Here is a 26,055-nt window from a genome sequence, read left to right as displayed (position 1 = left end):
AACAATAGATGGAAGGAGGAGACTGCTTGTGAGGGGTTCCAAAAAAAAGCAGCCGCGCAGTCCACAAAAACGACTCTACTATGTAGATAATCCCAATATAAAGGAACTGAGCATGCTGGAAAGCAAAGGCAGTTCTAAGGATTCGGGGAGCAGCAATGACGGAGTCAGTAAAGCAGAGCTCGCTGATGTTCAGGTAAGTGGAGGAGCAATCGCTGAAGTCGTTCAAGAGGAATCAATTTCCGTACCAGTTCTGCAACCAGAGCCAGAGCCTATAGTGGAAGAGCAGCTTCAGAAACAGGCGGATAATCTTCCTGAGACGATTTGGTTCGCTCCTGAAAAAGAGCGGTTCCAGCCCGTTTATACAGATGATCTATCGGATGCAGCAGTTACAGGAGCTAAAATCGCTCCACGTACCATTGACGGTTCTAAGCTGAAGTTCGGCATTATTGGTACACCATGGTTGCAAGATTACGCTGTACAGAGCATCAATATCGCGGACAAGGCAGTTACTTCTTCGAAAATCGCGCCTGAATCCATTGTGGGTGAACATTTAGCTGAAGGAAGCGTAAGTGGCGGTAAACTGCTGGATCATTCCATCAGTGGAGAGAAGCTGAAGAACGGTAGTATTAGTCCAGAGAAGCTGGCTGATCGGATTATCGGCGGCGGTCAAATTGCGGATAAATCAATTGAGAGCCGTCATTTGAGCGATCTGATTATTACGGCTGATCTACTGGAAGATGGAGCGGTTACTGGTGAGAAAATAGGAAGCAGCAGCATCACAGGCCGCCACATCGCAAACGGGAGTATTGACCGTTCCAAGCTAGCTGATGCAGCGGTATCTGGCGATATAATAGCCGATGGTGAAATCAGCAGCTCCAAACTGGCTGATGCTGTGATTGAGGGTCGCCATCTTAGCGATGCTTTGATAACCGCTAGACATTTGGCTCCGGGAGCGATCGGACCAGGGCAGCTTGCCAGCAAGCTGATCGGCAAGGAGCAGCTCCAGTCGGGTGTAATCGAAGGCGCACATGTAGCGGATGGTGCTATTGGTTCCAAGCAGCTAGGTGCAGAAGTAGTGAGAAGCATCCATCTAAGTGCAGAAAGCGTACACGGTTCCCATATCAGCGACGGGGAAATAACGAGTCGCCATCTAGCTGACCGAAGTATCTCCTTTTTAAAGCTAACAGAGGGTGCGGTAGGTACTGCACAGCTGGTTGAGCAAGCGGTCACCTCATCGAAAATCGCTGATCAAAGCATACTCGCACATAAGCTAGCAGATGAAGCTGTAACCACCAGACATATTGCCAAATCCGCCATACGCGGACCGCAAATTGCTATGCAAGCTGTTTCCTCTAATCATCTGGAACGTGAGGCTGTGAACCACTCCCATTTAGCTTCGGAAGCGGTAGGCTCGGAGCAGCTTATGGATGAAGCTGTTCATACTGAACATCTATCCTCTGGTGCTGTTACTGGAGAAAAGCTGGCTTCAGAGTCTGTGGGTGCGGAGCACCTGCGTCCACAGAGCGTTACTTCCGCCAAGTTAGCGGACGGAGTGGTGAGCTCGGCTAAACTAGCAGCAGGATCGGTGATTGGAAGCACGATTGCTCGTGAAGTGGTAAGTGGCGAGCATATTGCTTTTTGTGCAGTGGAGGAGAAACATCTAGCAGATGCCAGCGTGAGCGGTCGTGCCTTGCAGGATGCTGTAGTGGATAAAGATCATCTTGCCACTGGAGCTGTGGAACGGAGACATCTCGGAGAAAATAGTGTGACTACTGCTGCGATTCAGTCCGGCTCGGTTTCGGGAGATAAGCTGGCTTCTGCTGCGGTGAGAGAGATTCATTTGGCCGCTGGGGCAGTGCAGCCACATCATCTGGCAGATCATGTGGTGACATCGTTAAAGCTGTCCCCGGAAAGTGTATCGACGGATAAGATTAGTGATTTATCGGTCACATCGGCTAAACTTGCTGATGGAAGTGTGGATTCCAGTAAATTAGCAGTGTCGGCAGTTCAGGCAGAGCATTTATCTGTGAATGCAGTTCATTCAAAATCCATTAGCGATAGTGCGGTTCAGAGCAGACATATGAATCCGGGAAGTATCGGCGGGGCGCATATCCGGCCGTTGTCCATCGGAAATGGTCATATCATTCCTAATTCCATCTCTTCGATTCAAATACAGGAGGGCAGCATTAGCGGGTCTAAGCTGGTCAAAGGGGCTGTGGATTCCCAGCATCTTTCACCGGGCAGTGTAGACGGCAGCCATCTATGTATGGATACGATTGAAGGACGTCATATCGGGCATGGTGAGATCAAGCTGGCTCATCTAGCCGAAGATGCACGTAGTTCCGACTTGCTGCCAGAAGGCAGTGTTACCGGAGAGAAGCTCGCAGAAGAATCCGTAGATTCTATTCATCTAGTACCCGCAAGTGTAGACGGAAGTCATCTGAGGCTGGGTGCAGTAGAAGGTCGTCACATTCAGCATGGTGAAATCACACTGGCTCATTTGGCAGAAGAAACGTTTAGCTCTGAGCTACTGCCTAACGGTAGTATTACCGGCGAGAAGCTCGCTGAGGAATCCGTAGGTTCTATTCATCTCATGGCCGGGAGCGTAGATGGCAGTCATCTGAGCTCGGATACAGTGAAGGGACGTCATATTGGGCACAGTGAAATCACCTTAGCTCATCTAGCCAAAGATGCACGTAGCGCAGACTTGCTCCCAGATGGCAGTATTACCCGAGAAAAGCTGGCGGAAGAATCTGTGAACTCAAATCATCTTATACCTGGAAGTGTGAATGGCAGCCATCTGAGCCCGGATACAGTAGAAGGCCGCCATATCGGGTACGGTGAAATCACCTTAGCTCATCTAGCCAAAGATGCACGTAGCGCAGACTTGCTTCCAGATGGCAGTATTACCAGAGAAAAGCTGGCGAGAGAATCTGTAAATTCAAATCATTTAATACCTGGAAGTGTGGATGGCAGTCATCTGAGTCCGGATGCAGTGGAAGGTCGTCATATCCGAAATGGTGAGATTACGTTAGATCATTTGGCAAAAGAAACGCGCAGCTCTGAATTGTTACCCGACGGTAGTATCACCAGTGAGAAGCTGGCAGTAGAATCCGTAGATTCAAATCATCTAATACCAGGAAGTGTAGATGGCAGTCATTTGAGTCCGTACGCAGTGGAAGGCCGTCATATCCGAAATGGTGAGATTACGTTAGCTCATTTGGCAAAAGAAACACGTAGCTCTGAATTGCTGCCGGACGGTAGCATTACCGGTGAGAAGCTGGCAGTAGAATCCGTAGATTCAAATCATCTAGTACCAGGAAGTGTAGATGGCAGTCATTTGAGTCCAGACGCAGTGGAAGGCCGTCATATCCGAAATGGTGAGATTACGTTAGCTCATTTGGCAAAAGAAACACGTAGCTCTGAATTGCTGCCGGACGGTAGCATTACCGGTGAGAAGCTGGCAGAAGAATCCGTTAGTTCTATTCATCTTGAACCTGGAAGTGTAGGGAGTAGTCATCTGAGTTCGGGTGCAGTAGAAGGCCATCATATCGGGTATGGTGAGATTACAATGGCTCATCTAGCACCAGAGACACGCAGCTCAGAATTACTGCCGGACGGCAGCATTACCGGTGAGAAGCTGGCAGAAGAATCCGTAGATTCAAACCATCTGGCACCAGGAAGTGTAGATGGCAGTCATTTGAGCTCAGGTGCAGTAGAACGACGTCATATCGGGTACGGTGAGATTACCCTGGCTCATCTAGCACCAGAAACACGCAGCTCCGATTTCCTGCCGGATGGTAGCATTACCGGTGAGAAGCTAGCAGAAGAATCCGTAGATTCAAACCATCTGGCACCAGGAAGTGTAGATGGCAGTCATTTGAGCTCAGGTGCAGTAGAACGACGTCATATCGGGTACGGTGAGATTACCCTGGCTCATCTAGCACCAGAAACACGCAGCTCCGATTTCCTGCCAGATGGTAGCATTACGGGTGAGAAGCTGGCAGAAGAATCCGTAGATTCAGTTCATCTTGTACCAGAAAGTGTGGATGGTAGTCATCTGAGCCCAGGTACAGTAGAAGGACGTCATATCGCATACGGTGAAATTACCCTAGCTCATCTGTCAGAAGAGGTTCGTAGTTCTGATCTGCTGCCGGACGGCAGCCTTACCGGAGAGAAGTTGGCAAAAGCATCCGTAGATTCAAATCATCTTGTGCCTGGAAGTGTAAATGGAAGTCACCTGAGTCCAAGTACAGTAAAAGGCCGTCATATCCGGCACGGAGAGATTACTCTGGCTCATCTGTCAGAAGAGGTTCGTAGTTCTGATCTGCTGCCAGATGGTAGCATTCCTGGTAAGAAGCTGGAGGGTGGATCCATTCATGCTTTCCATCTGGCCCCAGGCAGCGTGTATGGGGGGCATTTAGCGGGGGATACGATAGATAGCCGTCATCTGCGATCTGGGTGTATCACCTTGAAGCATCTGTCAGAAGAGGTGCACAGCTCCGATCTGTTGCCGGATGGCAGCATAACAGGTGGAAAGATTGAAGGCGGAACTATCCAATCATTCCATTTGGCCCCAGGTAGCGTCTTTGGTGGGCATTTGGTAGAGGAAGCGGTGGATGGTCATCACATTCGATCAGACAGCATCACCTTGAAGCATTTGTCAGAAGAGGTCCGCAGTTCCGATCTATTGCCGCAAGGCAGTATTACTGAAGAAAAGTTAGCCGAAGGCTCAGTGAATGCTTTACATTTGCAGTCGTGGAGTGTGTACGGAGAGCATCTGGCTGACAAAATCGTAGAGGATCGGCACTTGCAGCCTGGTATCATCAAATTGGAGCATCTCGCAGATGAAACTCGCACCTCAGCGCTGCTTCCGGATGCAAGCATCGATGGAGCCAAGCTGAAGGCAGACAGTATTGATTCCGTTCATCTGATTGAGGGTAGTGTAGGCACGAAAGAGCTTCAGGACGAAGCGGTGGTTGCTTCGAAGATCTCTTCATTTTCTATTCAAGCGCGTCATCTAGAGGAAGAGAGCGTTCAAGATTATCATATTGCCCCCGGCGCAGTAAATGGGTTCCATTTGGCACCGAGTTCTGTAAATGCTGAGCATCTATCCTTCAGTCCGATTCAGACTGCAGGTAAGCGAGAAGCGCTTCAGCAGTTTGGAATGACAGCATTCATGTTCAATGGGGATGCTGAGAGTGTGGAAGTGACCGTATCGTTCGATGAGAACTTTGGTCATACCGGTTATGTGCTCGTCGCCATGACGAATCAACCTTACTTCTATGCTTCCTTAAAGAGCAGAGCCAATGGAGATGCAGTGATACAAGTGGTGCGACTGCGCGAAACTCCGCATTTCTATGGGGTCATCTCTTGGATTGCTATCGGCGCTCCATTAGCCAGACCGGCAGTGGATGATCGTGTGTTTGATTAATTCGCAATGATGATGTACAAAATGCTAAGCGCAGCCGATGGCTGCGCTTTTTGTTGTGTTGTCCTCCTAGCAATTAAGAGGGTGAGTACATTTGTCCTGTTTTCCACATGACAGGAGACAAAGGCCGTTACCCTGTTCGGCGTAGTACATAAACTGTGATGTAACCCTCAGCCTGACGAATAGGCTCTGTAAGGAAGGTGGATGAGCATGAAGCCCAAACGTACTTCTGCCCGCCGCACGGGACGGCGGGTCTCTCGGATCAAACGGCGGACTTCACGCCCAGTGCGGCAAGTCGCCGCAATCCCTATCGTTAACCATCCAAATCCCTATGTTTCTGTTATTATTCCTGCCATGAACGAAGCGAAGACCATTGCGGGAGTGATATCCGGAGCTAGAAGGGTCCATCCGCGCTGCGAGGTTATTGTAATCGTCAACGGATCAGCCGATCAAACGGCAGAAATTGCCCTTTCGCTTGGTGCGCATGTTATTTCCTATGAGTTGCCGCTGGGACACGACGCTGGTCGCAGTGTCGGAGCAGGGGTAGCTAAGGGAGAGGTTCTCTTGTTTACCGATGGAGATTTAGTGATTCCTGCCTCGGGGCTACGTCCTTTCGTCACCGCCATTAGTGGTGGCGCAGACATAGCGCTTAATGATTATTCCGGACCGGTAAGGAGACTTTCGCCCCATCCGGTGGTGCTGTCCAAACATGCACTTAATATTTTACTTGGCCGTCCAGATCTAAAAGGATGTTCGATGACGGCGGTTCCGCACGCAATCAGCCGAAGAGCGCTTGAAATCTTAGGGAGTCAATCATTATCTCGTCCCCCTCTGGCACATGCTCAGGCAGTTCTGAGTGGTTTACGTGTGGTAGCTGCTCACAAAGTGCATGTAGGGAAACTGAATGCGGTCAGACGTAAGGAAGATGGCACAGATCCTTTGCAGCAGTTGATTACAGCAGATCATATGGAGGCTGTATCCCTCTTGCTTGAACACCGGGGAAACAGGGCGGGGTTCACCGACGGAACCCGGCGCAGAGAGATGGTGAGATGATGGTTGCTCTGTTACAAGTGTCTGGTAGCTCTGCCGTTCGACGAGGAACAGCAACTCGTACGGTAAAGAAACGTTCAGCATCTAGTCAGGCCAAAACAACACTGGCACCCCGCCAAAGGGTAGCGAATCGTTCGGTAAAAAGAGGCATCCCTACCGCTCGGCCACCGATTCTGTCTCGGCAATCCAAGGTAGGTCGTGAGGTGCTGAATTTACCGAGCTTACGTGGGACCTTGTCAGTTATTATCTCCGCGCGTAACGAGGAGCAGACCTTGGGACGTCTGCTGCAACAGGTATCGCGGCTGGGACCTACTGAAATTATCGTCGTGCTTAACGGTTGCAGCGATAGCAGCTTTCCCATTTCCAGACAACATCGTCAAGCAATAGTTGTGCATTGTCCGGAGTCAGTTGGACATGATGTAGGGCGGGCTATTGGTGCGAAGTTGAGTCGAGGAGATATTCTGCTCTTCCTGGACGGAGATATGGTTATCCCTGCATCTCAGCTCGGATTATTCACAGCTGCTGTAGATGGTGGAATTGACGTGGCTCTTAATGATTTGGATCCACTGATGCCTTCTTTTGGATTATGCGATGATGTTACTCGCAGCAAGCTGTTTCTGAATTATGCTCTTGGACGGTACGATCTCGGAGTTAGCTCTATGACGGCTGTCCCTCACGCGCTTTCCCGGAGAGCACTTGAGACTATAGGCTACCGTGAATTAATAGTTCCTCCTAAAGCCCAAGCTCGTTCTGTATTAGAGAAGCTAAGGGTGGAGAAAGTTGGAACGGTGAATGTGATTAAGCATAATCGGCTGCGTCAAGCGAACATAGGCGCTGGAAATGCTGTGGAGAAACTGATCATAGGGGATCACGCAGAGGCTCTCCTTGAGGTGCTTTCCCGTCGAGATGATGGGGGCCTACTTAATAGCGAAACGCAGCGTGAATACCGCAGACAAGTAGCCGCTTGGAGGAACCGGATATGACGATGACTAGTATTATTATTCCGACCTACAACGCGTTGCCACTGCTGCGGTCATGTGTGGAATCGATACGTGCTTATACTCCACTGCCTTACGAGATCATCGTTGTAGATAATGCTTCATCAGATGGAACGGATGCCTATTGCCGCGCGAATCGTATAACGTTTATTTCATTGCCTGAGAATCGAGGCTTTCCATCCGCCTGCAATTTGGGTCTACTGCTAGCATCAGGGGATGAATTGTTACTGCTGAATAATGATGTGGTGGTTTCCCATAGATGGTTAACTAATCTGAAGAGATCGCTATATAGTGCTCCTGAAGTTGGTATTGTTGGGCCAGTGACAAACTATGCGAGTGGACGTCAACAGGTGAAGACTGATTATGAAAGTCTGTTAGATTTTCATAAGGCTGCAGAGATAACTAACCGTTCCAATCCTCAAAAATGGTTGGAGACTAAACGTTTGGTAGGATTATGTTTTTTATTCAAAAGAGAGCTACTTACTTCCGTAGGTCTGTTGGATGAGAGATACTCACCTGGACATTACGAGGATGATGACTATTGTTATCGCGCCAGGCTAAAGGGATACCGATTGCTCATCGCAGGGGATTGCCTTGTACACCATGAAGGAAGTGCGAGCTTCAAGCAGGTATACCACACCGGGCTACAGGAGCTGGTGGAACGAAATCGTAAGCTCTTTATGAACAAATGGAATGTGGATCCAACGAGTTTCATATAAAGTGCAGATCCGAAGGCAAAGGACTTAGATAAAGAGGAGGAAAGTAAGTGAAAGGAGTCATACTGGCGGGCGGAACAGGATCCAGACTTCAACCGCTGACCCGGCTTATGAACAAACATTTGCTTCCGGTCGGCAAATATCCTATGGTCTGTTACGGCATAGATCGGCTTCGCCGGGGAGGGATTACCGACATTCTTCTGGTCATCAGCAAGCAATCTGCTGGTCTGTATACGGATTTTTTAGGCAGCGGTGCAGCATTTGGTGTATCTCTGACTTATAAGATTCAGGAAGCTGCTGGAGGCATTGCAGAGGCTCTCGATTTAGCAGAAGGATTCATTTTCCCTGGGGAACGGTTTGTCGTATTGCTTGGTGATAATCTGTTTATGGATGATCTGACGCCTTACGTGGAGAGCTATCTCCGGCAGCCTGAAGGTACAGCCAAGGTATTGCTGAAGCCGGTGGACGACGCACGTAGATACGGTGTTCCCGTGTTCGATAGTCAAGATTCTGCATGGATTGCTTATATCGAAGAGAAACCTGAGCATCCCAAGACCAAATTTTGCGTAACAGGTATTTATATGTACGATGAAGCTGTGTTTGACATCATCCGCCAAGTATCCCCTTCCAAGAGGGGGGAGCTGGAGATTACCGATGTAAATAATATATATGCTGCTAACCGCAGGCTCAGCTATGATGTTCTCAAGGATTGGTGGAGCGATGCGGGGACGTTCCAGTCTCTGCGGGAGGCGGGAGAGAAGCTGAAGGATGCACTGCCATAAGTGGCAGCGGTAACGTGGAGTGGCCGGCCTTGGTCGGGCACTCCTTTTTTATAAACTATAAGAAAGTATATCTTTCACCATACTTTGCTTATATTTCTACGAGAAACGGGGGTCGTCCTTATGGACGGCTCCCGTTTTTTCTTGATTGGCGCAGCAGTCCGGACGAAGGACCTGATCTCAAGCTTGCGTAGAGATATTATCTTCATCAACCCGGTTCTGTTTGCGGTATTTGAGCGGTGAGGTTCCGGTCATGGTTTTAAATACTCTTCCAAAATGGGTCAGGTTACCAAATCCTGCACGCTCAGCGATTTCCGAAACGGTTAATTTGGAGTCCTGCAGCAGAGAGCGGGCTTCTTTGAGGCGGGTGTTATTTACATATTCGCTGAAAGTAAAACCGGTTGTGTCCTTGAACGTTCGGCTTAAATGGGAGGTGCTTATGGAGAACCTGTCCGATATGTATTCCAGAGACAGAGGCTCAGCGAAGTTACCGTTGATGAAATGGATGATTTGGGAAATTTTCTTATGGGTCCGGTTCGTTTCTACAAAATGCTCGTTTTGATCCGGAAGCTTTTTTCGTTGGATGAAGATCAGCAGCTCCATCAACAGGATTTTCCGATAGTAGTCGAAATTTGGAGGTCTCTTGGTGTCTTCATGAATCAATTTGCTAAAAAGATTTTCGACAAAGATCTGGTCGTTGCCGCTTAACTTGATCGCATTTGATCTGGAGTGAAAGCAGGAGAAGAGGTCACATGGAAGAGGGCTGTCCGCAAAAAAGTCACGAAGGAACTCCCTTTTAAACAATAAAGTAACTCTTTCGTACATCGTACCGTTTACATTAATCAGTCTGTGCAGGTCATTAGCGTTAATGAACAATAAAACCCCGCTGACGATTTGAAAGGTTCGGTCTTCTATAAAATAGTACAGCTCTCCAGACACTAAGTAGAGAATTTCATAAGCATCGTGATAATGATTTGAAGGCATACTTGAGACATTTTTTTTCTCTCGGCTAATGTGAAAGGGATCAGACTTATAGAAGTTCATTTCCAGGGGTGTCATCTCCAATCCGGCGGGAATGATCCTCGCAGAAACATGATCCATACCTGAATCAATCGTATCACGTTCATTGACCTGTTGAACAGGATAGAAATTAAATAGCGGTAAAAGTAGAAAATCATTAACAATAACAAAATATGCAGAGATTGAATAGAAATGAATGCGCTATATTTACATATAAATCGTATTTAAGGAGGGGAAAAGAAAATCAGGGTCCGCTGCAAGTGAAAGTTAAAGCGCTTAAACTATTATCTGCGAAAAGAGGGAACGAGAGTGCAAAAGAAGGGTCATTTGAAAAGAAGGCTGCACCAATCCATTTCTTTGTTGCTCGTGCTTATACTGCTGCCATTCCAGATTGCAAATGCTGCACCTGCACCAGATGCTGTCGGTTCAGATTCAATAACCGGTGTAAAGACGATTGCCGAATGGGTGTTTGATGAGGCCGCTGAAAATGTGGGGGTAATCTCGGCTACATACGGTATCTATGAGACAGCGTCTACTTTTCGCAATGTAGGCGGTGTGTTCGAGGATGTGGATGTAAGTAAGAAAGCGATCAGCTATCAGGGCTGGGACAATGGAAACGGGAAAAAGTATTGGCTTGCTACCGTGTCTACAACCGGGTTTGAGAAGATCACCTTATCCTCTGAGCAAAATTCATCCGGGTCAGGTCCGCGTGATTTTAAAGTGCAGACGAGTGTAGACCGACAAACGTGGGAGGATGTGCCGAATACGAATCTTAAAATGGCCGTCTCCAGTTTTGATTGCCCGGGAGATACCTGCAGATTGGTGAATACTCCCCTTCCGAACAGCAATGATCGGGAAATATTATATATTCGCTGGATCGTCAGCTCCGATAGCAACACCAGGGGGAATGATGAGGGCATAGGGGGTTCAGGTTCCAGTAGAATCCGAAATATCAAGGTGTCCGGCGAGCCGATCCCGGGGAAAGAACCTGTCATTCCTACCGTAGATCTTGTCCAGCAGCCTTCAGACGGTTCTGGAAATGTGTCTCCCGAAGCTCCCGTTGAAATCAAATTCAACAAGGCCATTGCCCTTGATCCGGGTTATGCTGTCCGATTTTCCGATGAGAACGATCAACCGGTTGATGGGGTTACACTTGAAGTCTTAAACAGAGATACTTTGCGGATAAACCATCCTCCGTTGACTTATGGGAAGTCTTACACGGTAACTATACCCAAGGAGCTTATCAAGGGGGCAGATCTTGTGCCTCTAGTTCGGGAAGTTTCCTGGAGTTTTGGCGTTCAGGATTCGCCTCTTGCTCCAAAATCCATCAATATGACGTTTAACGGAGATCCAAAGACGAGCATTGCCTTGGCCTGGTACACGGATGCAATGACGGATACCGTGGTACAGGTTATAGAAGCCTCAAAGGTTATGGGGAACATTTTCCCGGAGAACGGGGCTTTGACTTATCAGGGAGAGGCCGAAGAAATTGAGACCTTTATGAGTAAAAGCGACAGAAGCACGAACCATAAAACGAAATTTATTAGTCATAAAGTCATTGCAGACCAGCTTCAACCGGGAACAGCTTACAAGTTTCGGGTAGGTAACGGCAAATCAGGTGATTGGAGCTCTATCGGCTCGTTCACTACCGATGCTGCCGGCCACCAGCCTTTCCGTTTTATCGCCGGTTCCGATTCACAGGCTTCCAGCAAGTCTGACTTTGAGCCTTGGGGTGATACCTTCCGGAAAGCAGTTGATTATATAGGCGACCCTAAATTCCTGATCAGCGCCGGAGATCTGGTGGATAACGGTGATTTGGAGGAGCAGTGGCAATGGATGCTCGGAGCAGCCCAGAATCAATTGCTGCAAGTGCCATATGTGCCTGTACTTGGCGGTCATGAGGTCATGGATTATGACGGAGACGAGACGACGCCGAATAACAACTTCTACAACCATTTCAACTTGCCGAAACAGGTTGTTGCTGATACTCATGAAGGCTCTGTGTATTCTTTTGAATACGGTGATGCACTCTATCTTGTCTTCAATTCGCAGTATTCGGGGGCACTTGCAGAGAATGGGAAAGAAGTGGAATGGGCAGATGACCAATTCTGGGACCAAGTGGCCTGGATGAAGAGTACGGTCGCCCGCAGCGACAAGAAGTGGAAGTTTGTTACTTTTCACAAAAGCCCCTATGCAGCAGGCGACAACTCTGCACAATGGGAAGACGATCGCGTCCAGTTTTACAAGAAATACCTGATTCCTGCCTTTGACGAGATGGGCATCGATATGGTGTTCGAGGCCCATGATCATATGTATATGAGATCCTTCCAAATGTACAATGATGAAGTTATTCCCAAGGAGAAGCTGACATTTGATGGAGAGGGCAATGCACTCAACCCCAAAGGCACGGTCTATCTCATGTCCAATGCATTCGGAAATAAATTCTATTATAAGAACAATCAATATGAACTGGATGAGAATGGAGAACCCCGCGAGATTCAGGACGAAAACGGGAATCCGGTTCCTTATGATGATTACTTTGCAGCCATCGACGAACAGCCGGAGAAGAAGATGTTTACGGATGTTTCCATCACAGACCGGGTGCTTTCCTTTACAGCATATACCGCAGCCGTAGCGGATGAGAATCAGCCGGACACCGTTGGCGACGGCCTAAAAGCATATGACAAGTATGGGATCAAGCGAACGGACACCAAGCCGGACCCGGCGGAAGCGGTGAAGGTGAAATTGAACGGCAGCAAGGCGGTTCTGACCTGGAGTGCACCTTCCGCAAGTACAGAACCTGTAAGAGGATTCCGGATTTATGAGAAGAATGACAAGGTGAAGACACACTGGAGTATATATGTGCCAGCAGCGGAAGGTCAAACGGAATACACCTACACGGTAGATGATATCAATCCTGCGAAAAAATATGAATTTATTGTCAAAGCGGTCGGCACAAGAATCAATTCAGATCCGGTCGAAGTCAGTACAATCGAAGGTCCAAGCGAGTCGGAGCCGCCTTCAGCACCTTCAGATTTAAAAGGCACTGCGGTTTCTCCTTACCAAATCAACTTGAAATGGACGGCATCGGCCGGCAATATTCAGGCAGCGGGCTACAACGTATACCGCAACGGCAGCAAGGTCGGCACGACGAAGGAAATATCCTACGGCGATACCGGGTTAACTCCGGATACGGCCTATAGTTATACTGTGAAGGCCTATAATGCAGAAGAGAAGGAATCGCTGGCGAGCAATACCGTTCAAGTAAAGACCAAACCTTCATCCACTGGAGAGGGTGTCCATAAGGCATTTCCGCAGCATACGTCTTATGTGGCCGGCTCCATTAAGCCGAATCACTTGACTCAGGCCCAACTGGACGCTACGGTGGGCAGATTATATAACGAGTGGAAAACAAAATATCTGAAACAAAATCCATATCAGTCAGACCAGTATTACGTGTGGTATAGCGACGGAGATTGGTTTGAGAATAACGAGATTACAGTTTCAGAAGCGCATGGCTACGGAATGCTGATTACCGCTTTGCTCGCGGGTCATGATCCGGAGGCTAAGAAGTATTTTGACGGGATGTATCGCTATTTCAGAGCACATCCAAGTGAAATCAATCCCGATTTAATGGCATGGCAGCAAGCGGATACCGGTACCGAAATTATTGATATCAATGGTGTGGATTCGGCAACCGACGGCGATATGGATATTGCGTACGCTCTTCTGCTTGCCGACAGCCAATGGGGCAGCAGCGGGGAAATTAACTACTTGTCCCAGGCCAAAAAGGTAATCAACGCCATTATGAAAAGCGATGTCAACCATTCCGAGTGGACATTGAAATTGGCGGATTGGGTCAGTGACAATGATTCCATGTTCGGCAATGCTACACGTCCTTCCGATTTTATGCTGCAGCATCTGAAAGATTTTAAAAATGTATCCGGGGACCCCAATTGGGATCGTGTTACCGATAAGACCTACAACATCATTAATAGTCTGTATGAAAATTACAGTCCCAAAGCCGGTTTGTTGCCGGATTTTGTATTCAAGGATGATACGGATGGGCAATACAAACCGGTAAGCCAGAAAATATGGGATACCCCGGATGGATACTTCCTGGAATCGGAAAATGACGGGGATTACAACTACAACTCTTCCCGTATTCCCTGGCGGATCAGTACGGATTATCTCCTGACAGGTGATAACCGGGCTAAAGAGCAGCTCAGCACGCTGAACCGCTGGATTCGGGCCAAGGCGGATAATGATCCGGCCAAGATCCTTGCGGGATATAAGCTGGACGGCACAGAAGCAATCAATGATTATGCAGACACATCCTTCTCCGCACCGATGATGGTCAGCGCCATGATCGATTCATCCAATCAGGAGTGGCTGAATAGATTATGGGATTATAATGCGGCTGTTTCCACCGAAGACGATTTATATTTTGGTAATAATTTGCGTCTGCTCAGCATGATTGTGGCATCCGGCAACTGGTGGACACCAACCATCGTTGATACTGAGGCTCCCATGGAACCAACAATAGAGAGAGCGGAAGCGGTATCCAGCTCTGCCATTGATCTAAAATGGACACCTTCCACGGATAATTTGGGAGTAACGGGATACAGGATTTACCGCAATGACGTTGAAATCAAGACCCTGGAGGCAACAGAATACAGAGATAGCGGTTTATCTGCGGATACCCAGTACAAATACTATATTATAGCTGTTGATGCAGCAGGAAATACGTCCAAGATAAGCAATGTGAGAATCGTATCTACATTAAAGGCCAGCGGGGACGGTGGCTCGGGCGGCGGAGGTGGTAACCCGACTCCAACGCCAACGCCGGCAGCTCCGAAGCCAAGTGAAGGTCCGTCGACAACACCGGCACCAACACCGGAACTGCAGCCAAAGAAACCTGTTTTCAGTGATATCGGCAGCCATTTGTGGGCCAAAGAGGCTATTGAAGCTCTGGCGGCTAAAGGAATCGTTCAGGGAACGTCGAGTACTTTCTTTGAACCGGGCGCCAAGATGAAAAGAGCGGACTTTATATTGCTTCTGGTCAGAGCGTTTAATTTAAAGGCTGGTTTTGAAGTGAGCTTTGCGGATGCCGATCAGGACGCATACTATTATGAAGCGCTGGGAATCGCCAAACAATTGGGCATTGCCAGCGGAGTCGGCGGCAACAGGTTCAATCCGGGAGCAGAGATTTCCCGGCAGGATATGATGGTATTCATCGTAAGAGCATTGCAGAAGTCAGGAAAATTAGCAGAGGCCGGTTCTATCTCCGACCTTGGCAAATTTGCGGATGCCTCCAAAGTGGCTGATTATGCCGTGAAGGCAGCAGCCGTACTGGTCAGGGAGGGCATTGTCCTTGGTGAAGGGAAATTGCTCCATCCAACGGGAGCTGCAACCCGCGCCGAAACGGCGGTTCTCTTTTACAGAATCATCAATAAATATTATTAATCCAAAAGGCCAACAGCCCGTTCCAATGGACCGGGCTGTTGGCCTTTTATTTTCCATTTACAAGACCTGTTGCAATTTTCTAAAGTATCCTGAGTCCGCCAATCCGCTTGTTTAGAGACGTAACTTGCCTTTATATCCTCGGCACCGTCCCGGCTTCTGCCGCATATGCTGTAGCAGGGCGTTTGAGCAAAGGAGACATGAAGGTGCAGAATAAAATAACAAAAGTCCTGCAGCACATGGCCCATACGCACGAACAGATGGCGCGGATACTAGATGCCGAGCGCCACGTGGCTGTCCGTATGTCGCAAATTGTCCACGATCTGCCAGATGCAGATCCCGGTTTTGACGGTATCAGCGGGATGATCGAAAGCTCAACTCAAGTAAACAAGAATATTATTGCTTACTTGAATGCACTTGCAGATCTGGAAGAAGCGATGGCTGAAGGGGTAGGCAGAGTAATTAAGGAATTGAACGGCCAAGAAGAAGAGTAACGCTATAGGAGCAGGAGGCGGATGATGAGCAGAGAAAAGGCTTATCTGCAAATGCTGGAGTCGACCGCCACTATCCAGTGGAACATTGCAATGATTCTGGAAGCTAAGGCGGTTGAAGCTGAAAAGGTAAAACAGTGGGCACAACATCATATCCACGCTAGAGCTTTCGAATCTCATGAAGAGCAGCTGAAGGAATCCCTCTCCATTCACGAAGTTATCGTGGAAATGGTCGAAGGGCTGACTAAACTGGAGAATGGACTCTACAGCAATTTAAAAGCAGTGCTGGGCAGTGGTGAAGATGATGGTGGCGGGGAAGGTTTTGGAGACATGTCAGGTGATGGATTCAGTTTTGGAGAAGACAGCAAATGAGCGGGGACCGTCTCTCTGAACATGCCGTCAAGCTGGAGATGATCCGCTCCATTTCGCGCAGTCAGGCTGCTTTGGCGGCCATCTTGGAGAGCATCGCCGAATTGACGGGGCAATCTGAGCTGACGGCCCGCAAATTGAGCGACAATATCAGAATCTTAAGTGGGTATCAGAGCGCGATGTGCCGGATGATGTCCGGGATTTCACTACATCAACCGAAACGGGGTATTCCTGCTGCGCCATGGCTGAGCAAGGCATACGCCGTAGGAACCTCCAGAGATCATGGAGCACAGGAGGAATAGAAGCATGAAGAAAAAGAGCCTTAGAACATTACGTTCAGGCAGAACCCGCAGACGCACACTACTGCTCTCGCGGAAAACGAAAGTGCGTAGAGGTCTAGCCCGCAAACCCCGCAGAGGACTTTCTCGGAAAGTCGTTCGTTATGGAAAGACGAAGAAGGGGCTTTTGGTACGAAAGAAAAGAAGACTCCGCCGCAAGCTTGTTCGAAAGGTGAGGGTTATACAAGCACCAGTTCATGTAGTGCCGGTTATCGAGGCTCCACCTGCCCCGCAGGTCATTCCGCTCCCCCCGGACCTTGGCGTTTCGCCGGAAACGCCACCGGCAGACGCCTTTCAGCAGGGGTACACAGAAGCATACAACGTGGGGTTCGACGCCGGTTTCGCCAAGGGCTTCGAGGACGGGCATAAGCTGGAGTTTAATTGAGCAGCGGCAGGTAAGTTAAGGGGAAGGGACCCGGAGATCTAATCTATGACGTGTTATTCTGATCTTTCGTGTCCCTCAGCTTAGAGGGATTGCATCCTCTCTGGAATCATCCTACTATCGGAATTTGTCTCCGAATATGATAGACTTCTAAAACGAGAATCTATTCAGAGGTTTTCAGATGTCGATAAGAAAGAGGGGATAGCAGGATGCAAGTAGGAAATGGGATCAGAAAAGCTAGACAGGATGAGATCGAAGAGATCATGGAATTGATCTCAAAATGTGTACAAGTTATGCAGGCCGCTGGAAGCGACCAGTGGGATGAGAGCTATCCGAATAAAGAGATTATCGAACTGGATATCGCACAGGGTACCTTATATGTATGTGAAGAAGATCAAGCTATCGCGGGTATTCTTGTACTGGATGAGAATGCTTCTGAGGAATATAAGAAGATCGAGTGGAAGCAAAATCAAGGGCCACATCTGATTATGCATCGTTTAGCAGTTCATCCACATATTCAGGGAAAAGGGATTGCGACTAGGCTAATTGCTTTCGCGGAGGATTACGCAGCGCGTAATGGTTACACAAGTATTCGGCTGGATACTTATGCGAAGAATACTAGAGCATTGGAAATCTATCCTCGCCTTGGTTATGACCATAGAGGTGAAGTGGGTTTTCCGAACCGCACGGCGAACTTTCCAGTATTCGAGAAGGTGCTGAAACCGGAACATAGTTAGGAAGCTTTAACATAAAAAAAGGTTCAGAGGGTTAACCTCTGGACCTTTTTTCTTTATTCCCTTAACGGCATGTCTGATATCGAGTATCGGTATTTTTTTGATCCCGGTTAAGGATAAGAAGCCTTCTACCGGATACGCCGATCAGGTAACGAACGTTAACGATATCTTCATCGCTCATATCATCAATGGACAGAACTGCTGTAAGGCGTATTCTTGTTGATGTGCGACCCGTAACGGTGAGTCTTCTTGGGATAAAAGCAATGGTTCCTGTATCTCCTGATATTACATAAAGCCTGTTGTTTCTAGAAACGGTTTTTAAATTACAGAACATGGTGTTGCTCATTGTAATGCCCCAGTACTTTCGAAAATACGAAATAACCTTAGCTCTGGTACTGAATCTAACCGGCAGACGATAATAATCGGCGCCATCAACGCGGATCACTCTACGAGAATCGGCAGAATCGTAGACCTCGAACCATACTTTTTCAGCAGCGGCGATGAATGCTTGCAACTCATTTGGGGTTTGAGAAATTGTTGGCATTTGATCTCCTCCTCGCTATTACTTTATTAAAAGCGAAGCTATCGGTTCGGGTGATAGGACGAGTATAAAAGCGGAACTTAAGAAACATTGATAAATAGCGTGGGAAATCATAATTAAAGTTATGTTTTATTACATTTAAATAGAGATAATCATTATTTTTAATTGTAAACAGATCTAATTAAGAAATTTGTGTTAGTTTAAATAACTTTTGTTGACATTAAACCTGTCTTTGTCTTATGATTGATTTATTCAAATTTGGAATAGAATAGCTTCTCTTTTCGTATATCCTTAATAATTGGTTTAAGGGTCTCTACCGGAAACCGTAAATTTCTGGCTACGAAAATATGCTACGGCATATTTTTGTGGCCTTTTTGTGTTACACCGTGAAACGGCAAACGAATGAACAATGAGGGGGATAAGGACAATGGGGAGCATTCTGATCAAAAATGCTGAGATCATTACAATGAACAAACAGGAGGAAATTATTGTCGGGGATGTTCGAATTAATGACGATCTCATTGTAGAAATAGGCACTGGTCTGATCCCGCAGGGAGACGAAAAGGTCATCGATGCCACGAACCGTACGCTAATTCCCGGTTTTGTTCAGACGCATATTCATTTATGCCAGACGTTATTCCGTGGGAAGGGAGATGATCTGGAGCTTATGGACTGGCTGCGTAAACGGATTTGGCCGTTAGAGGCAGCGCATGATGAGGAATCCCTTTATTATTCGGCGATGCTCGGTATTGGAGAACTGATTTCCAGCGGAACCACTACGATTGTTGATATGGAGACTGTTCACCATACGGACTATGCTTTTCAGGCCATTGCTAAAAGTGGAATACGTGCTTTGTCCGGTAAGGTAATGATGGATCAAAAAGGAGGAGATGTGCCTGAAGCACTGCAGGAGGATACCGCTTCTTCTTTACAGGAAAGTGTGGATTTGCTTGAAAAATGGAATGGCTATGGCAATGGACGGATTCAATATGCGTTCTCTCCGCGTTTTGTAATATCCTGCACCGAACCCTTGTTAACCGAGGTACGAGATCTCTCCGCAAGGTATGATGTGAAGGTGCACACCCATGCTTCTGAGAATTTAGGGGAGATTGAGATTGTGCAGATGATGACCGGGATGCGTAACATCGTCTATCTGGACCATCTAGGATTAGCTAATGAGCGCTTAATACTGGCGCATTGTGTATGGCTGGATGTTGAGGAGCGGCGCATATTGCGGGATCGTGGAGTTCATGTAAGTCATTGCCCTGGCTCAAATCTGAAACTAGCGTCTGGAATTGCTGATACACCGGGGATGCTCCATGATCATGTGTCACTAAGTCTGGGTGCTGACGGTGCACCGTGCAATAACAATCTGGATATGTTTAATGAAATGCGGCTCGCGGCAATTATTCAGAAGCCTCAACATGGACCTACGACGATGGATGCCCGCAGTGTATTTCGTATGGCAACTATAGGTGGGGCAAAAGCGGTAGGGATGGAAGATAAGATCGGTAGTATCGAGGTGGGTAAAAAAGCAGACCTAGTGCTCCTGAATCTCTTCAATTTCCATACCTTCCCCTCCTATGACGTAGATCCCATCTCTAGAATTGTATATTCAGCTACCCGGGCAGATGTGGAAACTACGATTATCGACGGGGAGATTGTGATGGAAAGAGGTCTGCTGAAGACTGTAGATAAGGAAGTTGTGTTAAATGAAGCGAACCGTTCTATTAAAAGATTGCTCAAGTATACTTCAATCGTCTGAAGATTGATCAACTCATAGTTAACAGGGATGTTCCAATGCCGAAAGAGCAGCGGGGCATCTCTTTTTTTGAGTGGAAGATAATTCTACCATTTTGATAAAAAAAGTAAGTATTGTTATACTAGAACAACCTGATATTTTACAAATTACTAGAATAGATTTGATATTTCGAACAAATGAACATGTAAGAGGGGATTATAAGTGAAAAAGCAAGGGCCGGATCGCGCCCATTTTTTTATCGTTGTTATATTGTTATGGTTAAAGCTGTTGCTTCTGAGAGTGTTGTTCTTTGATAGAATTGCTTGGGAATGGATTGCAGCGGATGTAGCGCCAGTTCTTTTTATTATGGGGATTTTAACGGTGATTACGCCATCTAGGGTGAGAACAACCGTCTATTGGATATTTAACGGCTTTTTATCGCTGTTGCTGTTCGCAGCCGCTGTATATTTTAATCACTTTGGTTCTGTTCCAACCTACCTGGCCTTATCTGAAATCAATCAGGTATTTCAAGTGAAGGCAAGCGTAGAATCTACCATAAAGAGTATTGATTACTTATTCTTCGTGGATTTTGTCATCTTCGCTATCTATGGTTTGATTCGCAGATGGAAACAAGGAAAGACCTACCCGCGTGAACGCTTTAGTTCCCGGAAGACAGGATTCGTGCATGTGGTGGTGATTCTGGTATCCATTATTGGAGGCTTATCTTTATCGGCATATTCTGTCCACTCTGCACGGGGGATTACAAATGAGCTTGTACAGGCGGAAACTGCCGGATTTCTAAATTATGAAGTCGTTGCTGCGATTAAGATTAATGAAGATAACAATCTCATTGGAACGGGTGATATTAAGGATACGATTGCGAAGGTTGACGCGCTGCAATCTTCCTATCCATATAGTGACAAGCCGGCGGGTACGACTCCTGATTATTTTGGCTCACAAAAGGGTAAAAATGTAATTGTGCTACAATTAGAAGCTTTTCAGAATTTCCCACTACATCAATCCCTGGATGGTCAAGAATTGACGCCAGTCATGAATAAGTTAGCGGATGAGGGCTTTTATTTTCCTCATGTTTACCAGCAGATTGGTCCAGGGAATACATCTGACGCTGAATTCATGAGCAATACGTCTATTTATCCGATTGGTACTTTGGCCATGTCTACCGGATTCGGGGACAGAGAATTGCCAAGCTTACCACGACTGCTAAGAGATAAAGGGTATGAGGCATACACCTTTCATGTGAATAAAGTAGGGTTTTGGAATCGGAATGAGCTATATCCGGCGCTTGGGTTTAATGGTTATTATGACAAAGATTATTTTACGAATGATCATTTTAATGCGTTTGGTGCTTCCGATGAACAACTGTATATTACGGGTGTCGAGAAATTGACAGAGCTGAAGAAGAAGGGAACTCCCTTCTACGCACAGATGGTGACAGCATCCAGTCATCATCCTTTCAAAATCCCAGATTCCTTTAAGAAAATCACTGTGCCTGATAATTTGAAGGATACGATGCTTGGTGATTATTTGACTGCTATAAACTATACTGATTATGCCATAGGTACTTTAATAGAAGGTTTGAAAGAAAATGGATTGTGGGATAACACTGTTCTGGTCATGTATGGCGACCACTTTGGCCTGCAGCCTCAGGACGTTCCGCCAGAGCAAGTGGAAAGTGCACTTGGTGTTCCATATGATTCCCGGATCAGCCGCTTTAATATTCCACTCATTGTGCGTGTGCCGGGAATGGAGCAAGGGAAGGTAGTAGAGCGTACGGGAGGACAACTAGATATCCTTCCTACGATTGCTAATTTAATGGGTGTTTCACTACAACAAGAAGGTTATACAGCCTTTGGTCATGACTTGCTCAACATTGATCGTAATGTGTTAGGGATGAGATATTATTTGCCTTCCGGCTCCTTCTTTAATGATGACATTCTCTATGTCCCTGGAAAAGGATTTGCAGATGGTGAAGCTGTGTCGCTGGATACGCTCAAGCCGGTAACGGACTTCTCGAAATATCAGAGCGATTATGAGTATGTATTGAAGCTAATGAATTTGTCCGACGAATATGTGAAGCTGTTACCACAGAGATAGGGGGAATCATGAAAAAGTTCTGGAAACCGGAGTATCTCGTAAGCCTTGCCGGCTGCGGTCTCATTATTTATCTGCTATTCGTAGGACCTTTTATTGGGGTTGCTGATAATGGAGATTTCCTGCGTATGATGAATACCATCGGTCTGAACTACTATGATACTGCAGCATCGTATACCGACCAGTTTTTTAATTTTAGCCATTCTCGTTTTGCGTATGAGAATTTGTTTAGGGGCTTCTATCCTTCTTCACAGATTTTGATTGTGCTTGTACCGAGGTTGATCGGCGGGCTCATACATGGCAGCTTTTTTGATGTTAGATTGCTCGGTGCAGTTTACGGTCTTCTTTTACTGGTGGCGACCTGGCTGCTGGTGAAGTACAATGCTCGCGGCTCTTATGTTACGGGGCTGCTGCTAGGTGCAGCTATTTTGTTTGTATTCTATGATATTGGGTATTTGGCATACTTTAACTCCTTGTTTGGAGAACCGGTATCGATGGTGTTTATGCTGTTGACCTTTGCACTGGGATTAAGACTCACTAGCCAAGAAAAGCCTACGACTAAGGGGTTAACCTTATTTTTTATTGCGATACTGTTTCTGGTCACCTCTAAAATTCAGAATGCGCCGATTGGGATTGCCTTTGCATTGATCTTCCTGCGGTTTATGACGCTTGATGGTGAGCGAAAATGGAGAAAGCTGGCCTTACGCTTTTCGATTGCGATATTTCTGGTATCCATCGTTGTGTACGTGACGGCGCCAAAAGAGCTGAAGCATATTAACCTGTATCAGACTGTGTTTTTTGGGATATTAAACGAATCACCAGATGTGAAGGGAGATTTGCAGGATCTCGGATTGCCGGAGCGGTTGGAGGTACTTGCGGGCACGAATTATTTTCAGACCGATACAGTGATCAAACAGGATGATCCTTCGCTGGTACCGGATTTCTACGACCAGGTATCCCATAAGGATGTATTGTTCTTCTACTTAAAACATCCAGGACGGTTAATAGATAATATGGAATATGCTGCGAGTAACAGTATGGCGATTCGTCCTTATTATCTAGGGAACTATGAGAAGAGTGAAAATAAGCCAGCAGGTGCATTATCGTACACTTACAGCGGGTGGAGCGAATTCAAGAACAAGCATATTCCGCATACGCTCGGATTTCTCACTATATTCTATCTGGTGTATTTTGCCGGGGCGGTGTTCCAATATTTCCGTAGTCGGGATGTTCAGGGAAGAGTTGCTGGTGAACTGCTGATGTTATTAGGACTGATAGGGATTTTCTCCTTCCTGGTTCCGATTCTTGGGGACGGAAGGGCTGACATCGGTAAGCATTTATTCTTGTTTAATGTGTGCTTCGATATGATGGTTGTAGTCATGTTCGGATGGGTTGTACACAAGGTAGTGGGAATTGTAAGACGTTAATTTATGGAACAATTCAAACAGCAAGTTTCCGATTATGGAGACTTGCTGTTTTTATTAAAATATAAGAATTTATATGTTCCATGTTGTAAATTATCCTTATATTTCTCGCTTAAACGCTTACCGTCCTTATAGGGACGTCGAAGGTGTTTATGCTTGTTCATCCTCTAATAGCTCACGCAGCATACCCTGGCGGTCATTCATAAATGCTTTGGTCACGGTATAGTGCTCTGTTTCCTCCAAGGCGACAGACCTTATGCCCTCACCTTCTAGAAGAAAAATCTCAGCTCCCGGATAGGACATTAGAATGGGAGAATGGGTCGCGATAATAAACTGTGAATCCTGTTGCACTAGCTCATGCATACGCACCAGCAGAGACATTTGCCGTAGAGGAGATAGAGCCGCTTCAGGTTCATCGAGAATATAAAGACCACGTCCTCCGAAACGATGAACGAACGCTGCAAAAAAAGACTCTCCGTGAGACTGCTCGTGCAGGGACTTGCCTCCATAGGAGTTCTTGATTGGTGGACCAAAACTAGGCTGTTCATCTAATTCATCAATGTAGGAAGCCACATTATAATAGCTCTCCGCGCGTAGAAAAAAGCCGTCCTTTGGACGTCTAACCCCTCTAGCAATTCTGAAATACTCATAGAGACTCGAATGCGAGGAACGAGTGTTAAAAGAGAAGTTAAGTGTTCCACCTTCAGGATTAAAGCCCCACGCAGCAGCAATTCCCTCTAGCAAGGTAGATTTCCCTGTGCCATTCTCCCCGACAAGAAAGGTTACTGGCTTTTGAAAAATAAGCCGATCCAGTGTTCTTACGGCTGGCAGATGAAATGGATAGGTTTGGAATGATGGAACCTGATCACGAAGCAGTTCTGCATGGCGCAAGTACAACGTGGTGTTGTTCATAGTGTCCCCCTTGTGAATGCTATAAATAATCATTTCCGCTCAGATATGAAGAGATGTAAGTCTCAAGCTAGACCTTTATAGTGCGTGTTCTAAAAGTACGGTTTTCAGCACCGAGAAGATTGAAAGAAGGTAGAAACTGAGGAGCGGAGCGTAGTGGAAGCTACGTGAGCACCGGAAGTTTCGCCTGAATTCAATATTCGATGTCGAGTAAGCTTCTTGGGCTACTTCGTGATCAAAAGCGGACTTTTTGAACAACCTCTTATAGTATACCAGCATCCTGTGAGTGGATGAAATCATCTAAGGTTCGGGCAAGCCGGGCAAAAGACAGGGGACATCTGCCAATTTAGTTCTAGTAAAGACAGATGTCCATGAGGCGAGTGCTGACTCCGCATATAGTTATACTGTCTTGAGAATACGACGGGGCAGGGTGAAGGCCGTGAAAGCGAGAAAGAGAAAAAAACAAAAGCATCCGCGAGAATATCGCGACGGTTATCACGAAGGATATCGTCTTGGCATGTGTGAGGCTGTGCAACGTCTGAATACTCCAGGGGTCGAAGCCAGCCGACCATTTAAGTTAATGTATGTTCCTCAAGGATTTCAGGCGATCGACACTGGCGTAACGGAGGCGCTGCAGCAGCTTGTAAGTGAGCTTGTAATAAGTACTCCTGAAACGATGCTAGAAACCGCGGCACGGGAAATGCCTGGGGCAGTGTTAGTGATGAATGGGCTTCATGTATTCCCGGAAAATCATTTAGAACAGATTTCGGAGATAAGAAAGCTAGGCATCCCAACCGCCATTTGGTTTGTGGATGATCCTTATTTTACAGAGGACACTTCAGTCATTTGCAAGCATTATGATCACGTATTTACACATGAGCTGGGTTGCGTAGAGTTTTATCAATCCCTTGGGGTGTCATCGGTTCATTATTTGCCACTATGTGTCAATCCAAAGATGTTCTACCCACGGCGTACCGGCCCGCAATATCAGTATGACATTGTATTTATTGGTAATGCATTTCGTAATCGGACAGAGCTGTTTGACGAACTGGCACCTTATCTTAAGGGGAAAAAAGTGCTTATCGCTGGGGGGTTCTGGGAACGCCTCGCAACCTATGATCAACTTACACCTTTTATCAGCAATGGCTTTATCCCGCCTGAGGAGACAGCGAACTACTACAGTGGTGCAAAAATAGTCATTAATATTCACCGCCCGTGGGAAGAGGGTCAGGATAACCGGAATAGCTACCGCCTTCCTTCTCGTTCTATTAATCCGCGCACCTATGAGATCAGTGCCTGCGGTACTATGCAGCTTACGGATGTTCGTGAGGATCTGGGCAATTATTATCGGCCTGGTTATGATCTGGATACTTTTGGCTCCGCTAAGGAATTGCAGCAGAAGATTGAGTACTATCTGAAGCATGAAAAAGAGCGGCGAATCTATGCTTTACGGGGATTGCGGACTACCATGCGAAACCATACATTCACTGCGCGTTTGCCTCATTTGCTGAATGTAATTGCTTCACGTGTATGAAATCTATAACGGGATAAAGGAGC

At 46.9% G+C, this 26,055-nt stretch carries 18 protein-coding genes and 1 riboswitch; of the genes, 15 read left to right on the top strand and 3 right to left on the bottom strand.

Translation table 11 applies throughout. The features are described from left to right. Window positions 1–28 precede the first annotated feature (28 nt). The 5 genes from NST34_RS26825 (at window position 29) to NST34_RS26805 (ending at window position 8,977) form a co-directional block, all read left to right on the top strand. A complete protein-coding gene (locus NST34_RS26825; RefSeq protein WP_341129120.1) occupies window positions 29–5,434 on the top strand; it encodes a WIAG-tail domain in 5,406 nt (1,801 codons plus the stop codon). 207 nt (window positions 5,435–5,641) lie between these two features. Continuing rightward, entirely contained in the window at window positions 5,642–6,484 is an 843-nt protein-coding gene (locus NST34_RS26820) for a glycosyltransferase family 2 protein (protein WP_341129119.1), read from the top strand. After that, complete coding sequence (locus NST34_RS26815) at window positions 6,481–7,464, top strand: glycosyltransferase family 2 protein (RefSeq protein WP_143764120.1); 984 nt, start codon at window positions 6,481–6,483, stop codon at window positions 7,462–7,464. The genes NST34_RS26820 and NST34_RS26815 overlap by 4 nt, the downstream gene beginning before the upstream one ends. Then, window positions 7,461–8,198, top strand: coding sequence for a glycosyltransferase family 2 protein (locus tag NST34_RS26810; RefSeq protein ID WP_042191509.1), 738 nt, complete (start codon window positions 7,461–7,463; stop codon window positions 8,196–8,198). The genes NST34_RS26815 and NST34_RS26810 overlap by 4 nt, the downstream gene beginning before the upstream one ends. 47 nt (window positions 8,199–8,245) lie before the next feature. Next, window positions 8,246–8,977, top strand: a complete 732-nt coding sequence (locus NST34_RS26805; RefSeq protein ID WP_042191506.1) for a sugar phosphate nucleotidyltransferase — start codon at window positions 8,246–8,248, stop codon at window positions 8,975–8,977. Between the two features lie 177 nt (window positions 8,978–9,154). Here the strand turns inward: NST34_RS26805 and NST34_RS26800 are convergent, their stop codons facing one another. After that, complete coding sequence (locus NST34_RS26800) at window positions 9,155–9,958, bottom strand: AraC family transcriptional regulator (RefSeq protein WP_339302241.1); 804 nt, start codon at window positions 9,956–9,958, stop codon at window positions 9,155–9,157. 345 nt (window positions 9,959–10,303) lie between these two features. On the opposite strand from NST34_RS26800, the gene NST34_RS26795 reads away from it, so the two are divergent. From NST34_RS26795 to NST34_RS26770, 6 genes are all read left to right on the top strand, one after another. Beyond that, window positions 10,304–15,460 (top strand): glycosyl hydrolase family 8, encoded by a 5,157-nt coding sequence (locus NST34_RS26795; protein ID WP_341129118.1) that lies wholly within the window; start codon window positions 10,304–10,306, stop codon window positions 15,458–15,460. Window positions 15,461–15,663: 203 nt separating this feature from the next. Next, window positions 15,664–15,951, top strand: coding sequence for a hypothetical protein (locus tag NST34_RS26790; protein ID WP_042191504.1), 288 nt, complete (start codon window positions 15,664–15,666; stop codon window positions 15,949–15,951). A gap of 24 nt (window positions 15,952–15,975) precedes the next feature. Next, a complete protein-coding gene (locus NST34_RS26785; RefSeq protein WP_042191502.1) occupies window positions 15,976–16,320 on the top strand; it encodes a hypothetical protein in 345 nt (114 codons plus the stop codon). Beyond that, window positions 16,317–16,619 (top strand): hypothetical protein, encoded by a 303-nt coding sequence (locus NST34_RS26780; protein ID WP_042130853.1) that lies wholly within the window; start codon window positions 16,317–16,319, stop codon window positions 16,617–16,619. Before NST34_RS26785 ends, NST34_RS26780 begins: the two co-directional genes overlap by 4 nt. A 4-nt stretch (window positions 16,620–16,623) precedes the next feature. After that, the gene (locus tag NST34_RS26775) at window positions 16,624–17,040 is read left to right on the top strand and encodes a hypothetical protein (RefSeq protein ID WP_076285968.1); all 417 of its coding nucleotides are present in this window, start codon (window positions 16,624–16,626) and stop codon (window positions 17,038–17,040) included. Window positions 17,041–17,246: 206 nt separating this feature from the next. Further along, entirely contained in the window at window positions 17,247–17,774 is a 528-nt protein-coding gene (locus tag NST34_RS26770; RefSeq protein ID WP_042191497.1) for a GNAT family N-acetyltransferase, read from the top strand. A 61-nt stretch (window positions 17,775–17,835) separates the two neighbouring features. Here the strand turns inward: NST34_RS26770 and NST34_RS26765 are convergent, their stop codons facing one another. Further along, window positions 17,836–18,315: a DL-endopeptidase inhibitor IseA family protein gene (locus NST34_RS26765; protein ID WP_076285969.1), complete on the bottom strand. Its 480-nt coding sequence runs from the start codon at window positions 18,313–18,315 to the stop codon at window positions 17,836–17,838. 258 nt (window positions 18,316–18,573) lie between these two features. Then, window positions 18,574–18,672: riboswitch (purine riboswitch) on the top strand. 67 nt (window positions 18,673–18,739) lie between these two features. Between NST34_RS26765 and NST34_RS26760 the strand changes: the two genes are divergently transcribed. The 3 genes from NST34_RS26760 (at window position 18,740) to wsfD (ending at window position 23,592) form a co-directional block, all read left to right on the top strand. Beyond that, on the top strand, window positions 18,740–20,077 hold the full coding sequence (locus NST34_RS26760; RefSeq protein ID WP_341129117.1) for a 5'-deoxyadenosine deaminase: 1,338 nt from the start codon (window positions 18,740–18,742) through the stop codon (window positions 20,075–20,077). A gap of 198 nt (window positions 20,078–20,275) precedes the next feature. Further along, window positions 20,276–22,168, top strand: coding sequence for an LTA synthase family protein (locus NST34_RS26755; RefSeq protein ID WP_341129116.1), 1,893 nt, complete (start codon window positions 20,276–20,278; stop codon window positions 22,166–22,168). Window positions 22,169–22,176: 8 nt separating this feature from the next. Next, window positions 22,177–23,592 carry a glycan biosynthesis hexose transferase WsfD gene (wsfD, locus tag NST34_RS26750; protein ID WP_341129115.1) on the top strand — a complete coding sequence of 472 codons (1,416 nt, stop codon included), beginning with the start codon at window positions 22,177–22,179 and terminating at the stop codon, window positions 23,590–23,592. A gap of 147 nt (window positions 23,593–23,739) precedes the next feature. Here wsfD and NST34_RS26745 read toward each other — a convergent pair whose 3' ends face one another. After that, window positions 23,740–24,501 (bottom strand): AAA family ATPase, encoded by a 762-nt coding sequence (locus NST34_RS26745; RefSeq protein ID WP_149644975.1) that lies wholly within the window; start codon window positions 24,499–24,501, stop codon window positions 23,740–23,742. A gap of 436 nt (window positions 24,502–24,937) precedes the next feature. On the opposite strand from NST34_RS26745, the gene NST34_RS26740 reads away from it, so the two are divergent. Next, complete coding sequence (locus tag NST34_RS26740) at window positions 24,938–26,032, top strand: CgeB family protein (protein ID WP_341129114.1); 1,095 nt, start codon at window positions 24,938–24,940, stop codon at window positions 26,030–26,032. Window positions 26,033–26,055: the final 23 nt, after the last annotated feature.

The sequence above is a fragment of the Paenibacillus sp. FSL H7-0714 genome (genome assembly GCF_038003765.1).
Classification (GTDB): Bacteria; Bacillota; Bacilli; order Paenibacillales; family Paenibacillaceae; genus Paenibacillus_AQ.
The sequence above is the reverse complement of the archived record's forward strand: the minus strand, read 5'-3'. Positions and strand labels throughout refer to the sequence as shown.

What these genes read in the sequence shown, in the direction of transcription:
- NST34_RS26820 (WP_341129119.1), top strand. Translation starts at nt 5,642, where the DNA reads ATGAAGCCCAAACGTACTTCTGCCCGCCGCACGGGACGGCGGGTCTCT.
- NST34_RS26815 (WP_143764120.1), top strand. Translation starts at nt 6,481, where the DNA reads ATGATGGTTGCTCTGTTACAAGTGTCTGGTAGCTCTGCCGTTCGACGA.
- NST34_RS26810 (WP_042191509.1), top strand. Translation starts at nt 7,461, where the DNA reads ATGACGATGACTAGTATTATTATTCCGACCTACAACGCGTTGCCACTG.
- NST34_RS26800 (WP_339302241.1), bottom strand. Translation starts at nt 9,958, where the DNA reads ATGCCTTCAAATCATTATCACGATGCTTATGAAATTCTCTACTTAGTG.
- NST34_RS26785 (WP_042191502.1), top strand. Translation starts at nt 15,976, where the DNA reads ATGAGCAGAGAAAAGGCTTATCTGCAAATGCTGGAGTCGACCGCCACT.
- NST34_RS26780 (WP_042130853.1), top strand. Translation starts at nt 16,317, where the DNA reads ATGAGCGGGGACCGTCTCTCTGAACATGCCGTCAAGCTGGAGATGATC.
- NST34_RS26775 (WP_076285968.1), top strand. Translation starts at nt 16,624, where the DNA reads ATGAAGAAAAAGAGCCTTAGAACATTACGTTCAGGCAGAACCCGCAGA.
- NST34_RS26770 (WP_042191497.1), top strand. Translation starts at nt 17,247, where the DNA reads ATGCAAGTAGGAAATGGGATCAGAAAAGCTAGACAGGATGAGATCGAA.
- NST34_RS26765 (WP_076285969.1), bottom strand. Translation starts at nt 18,315, where the DNA reads ATGCCAACAATTTCTCAAACCCCAAATGAGTTGCAAGCATTCATCGCC.
- NST34_RS26760 (WP_341129117.1), top strand. Translation starts at nt 18,740, where the DNA reads ATGGGGAGCATTCTGATCAAAAATGCTGAGATCATTACAATGAACAAA.
- wsfD (WP_341129115.1), top strand. Translation starts at nt 22,177, where the DNA reads ATGAAAAAGTTCTGGAAACCGGAGTATCTCGTAAGCCTTGCCGGCTGC.
- NST34_RS26745 (WP_149644975.1), bottom strand. Translation starts at nt 24,501, where the DNA reads ATGAACAACACCACGTTGTACTTGCGCCATGCAGAACTGCTTCGTGAT.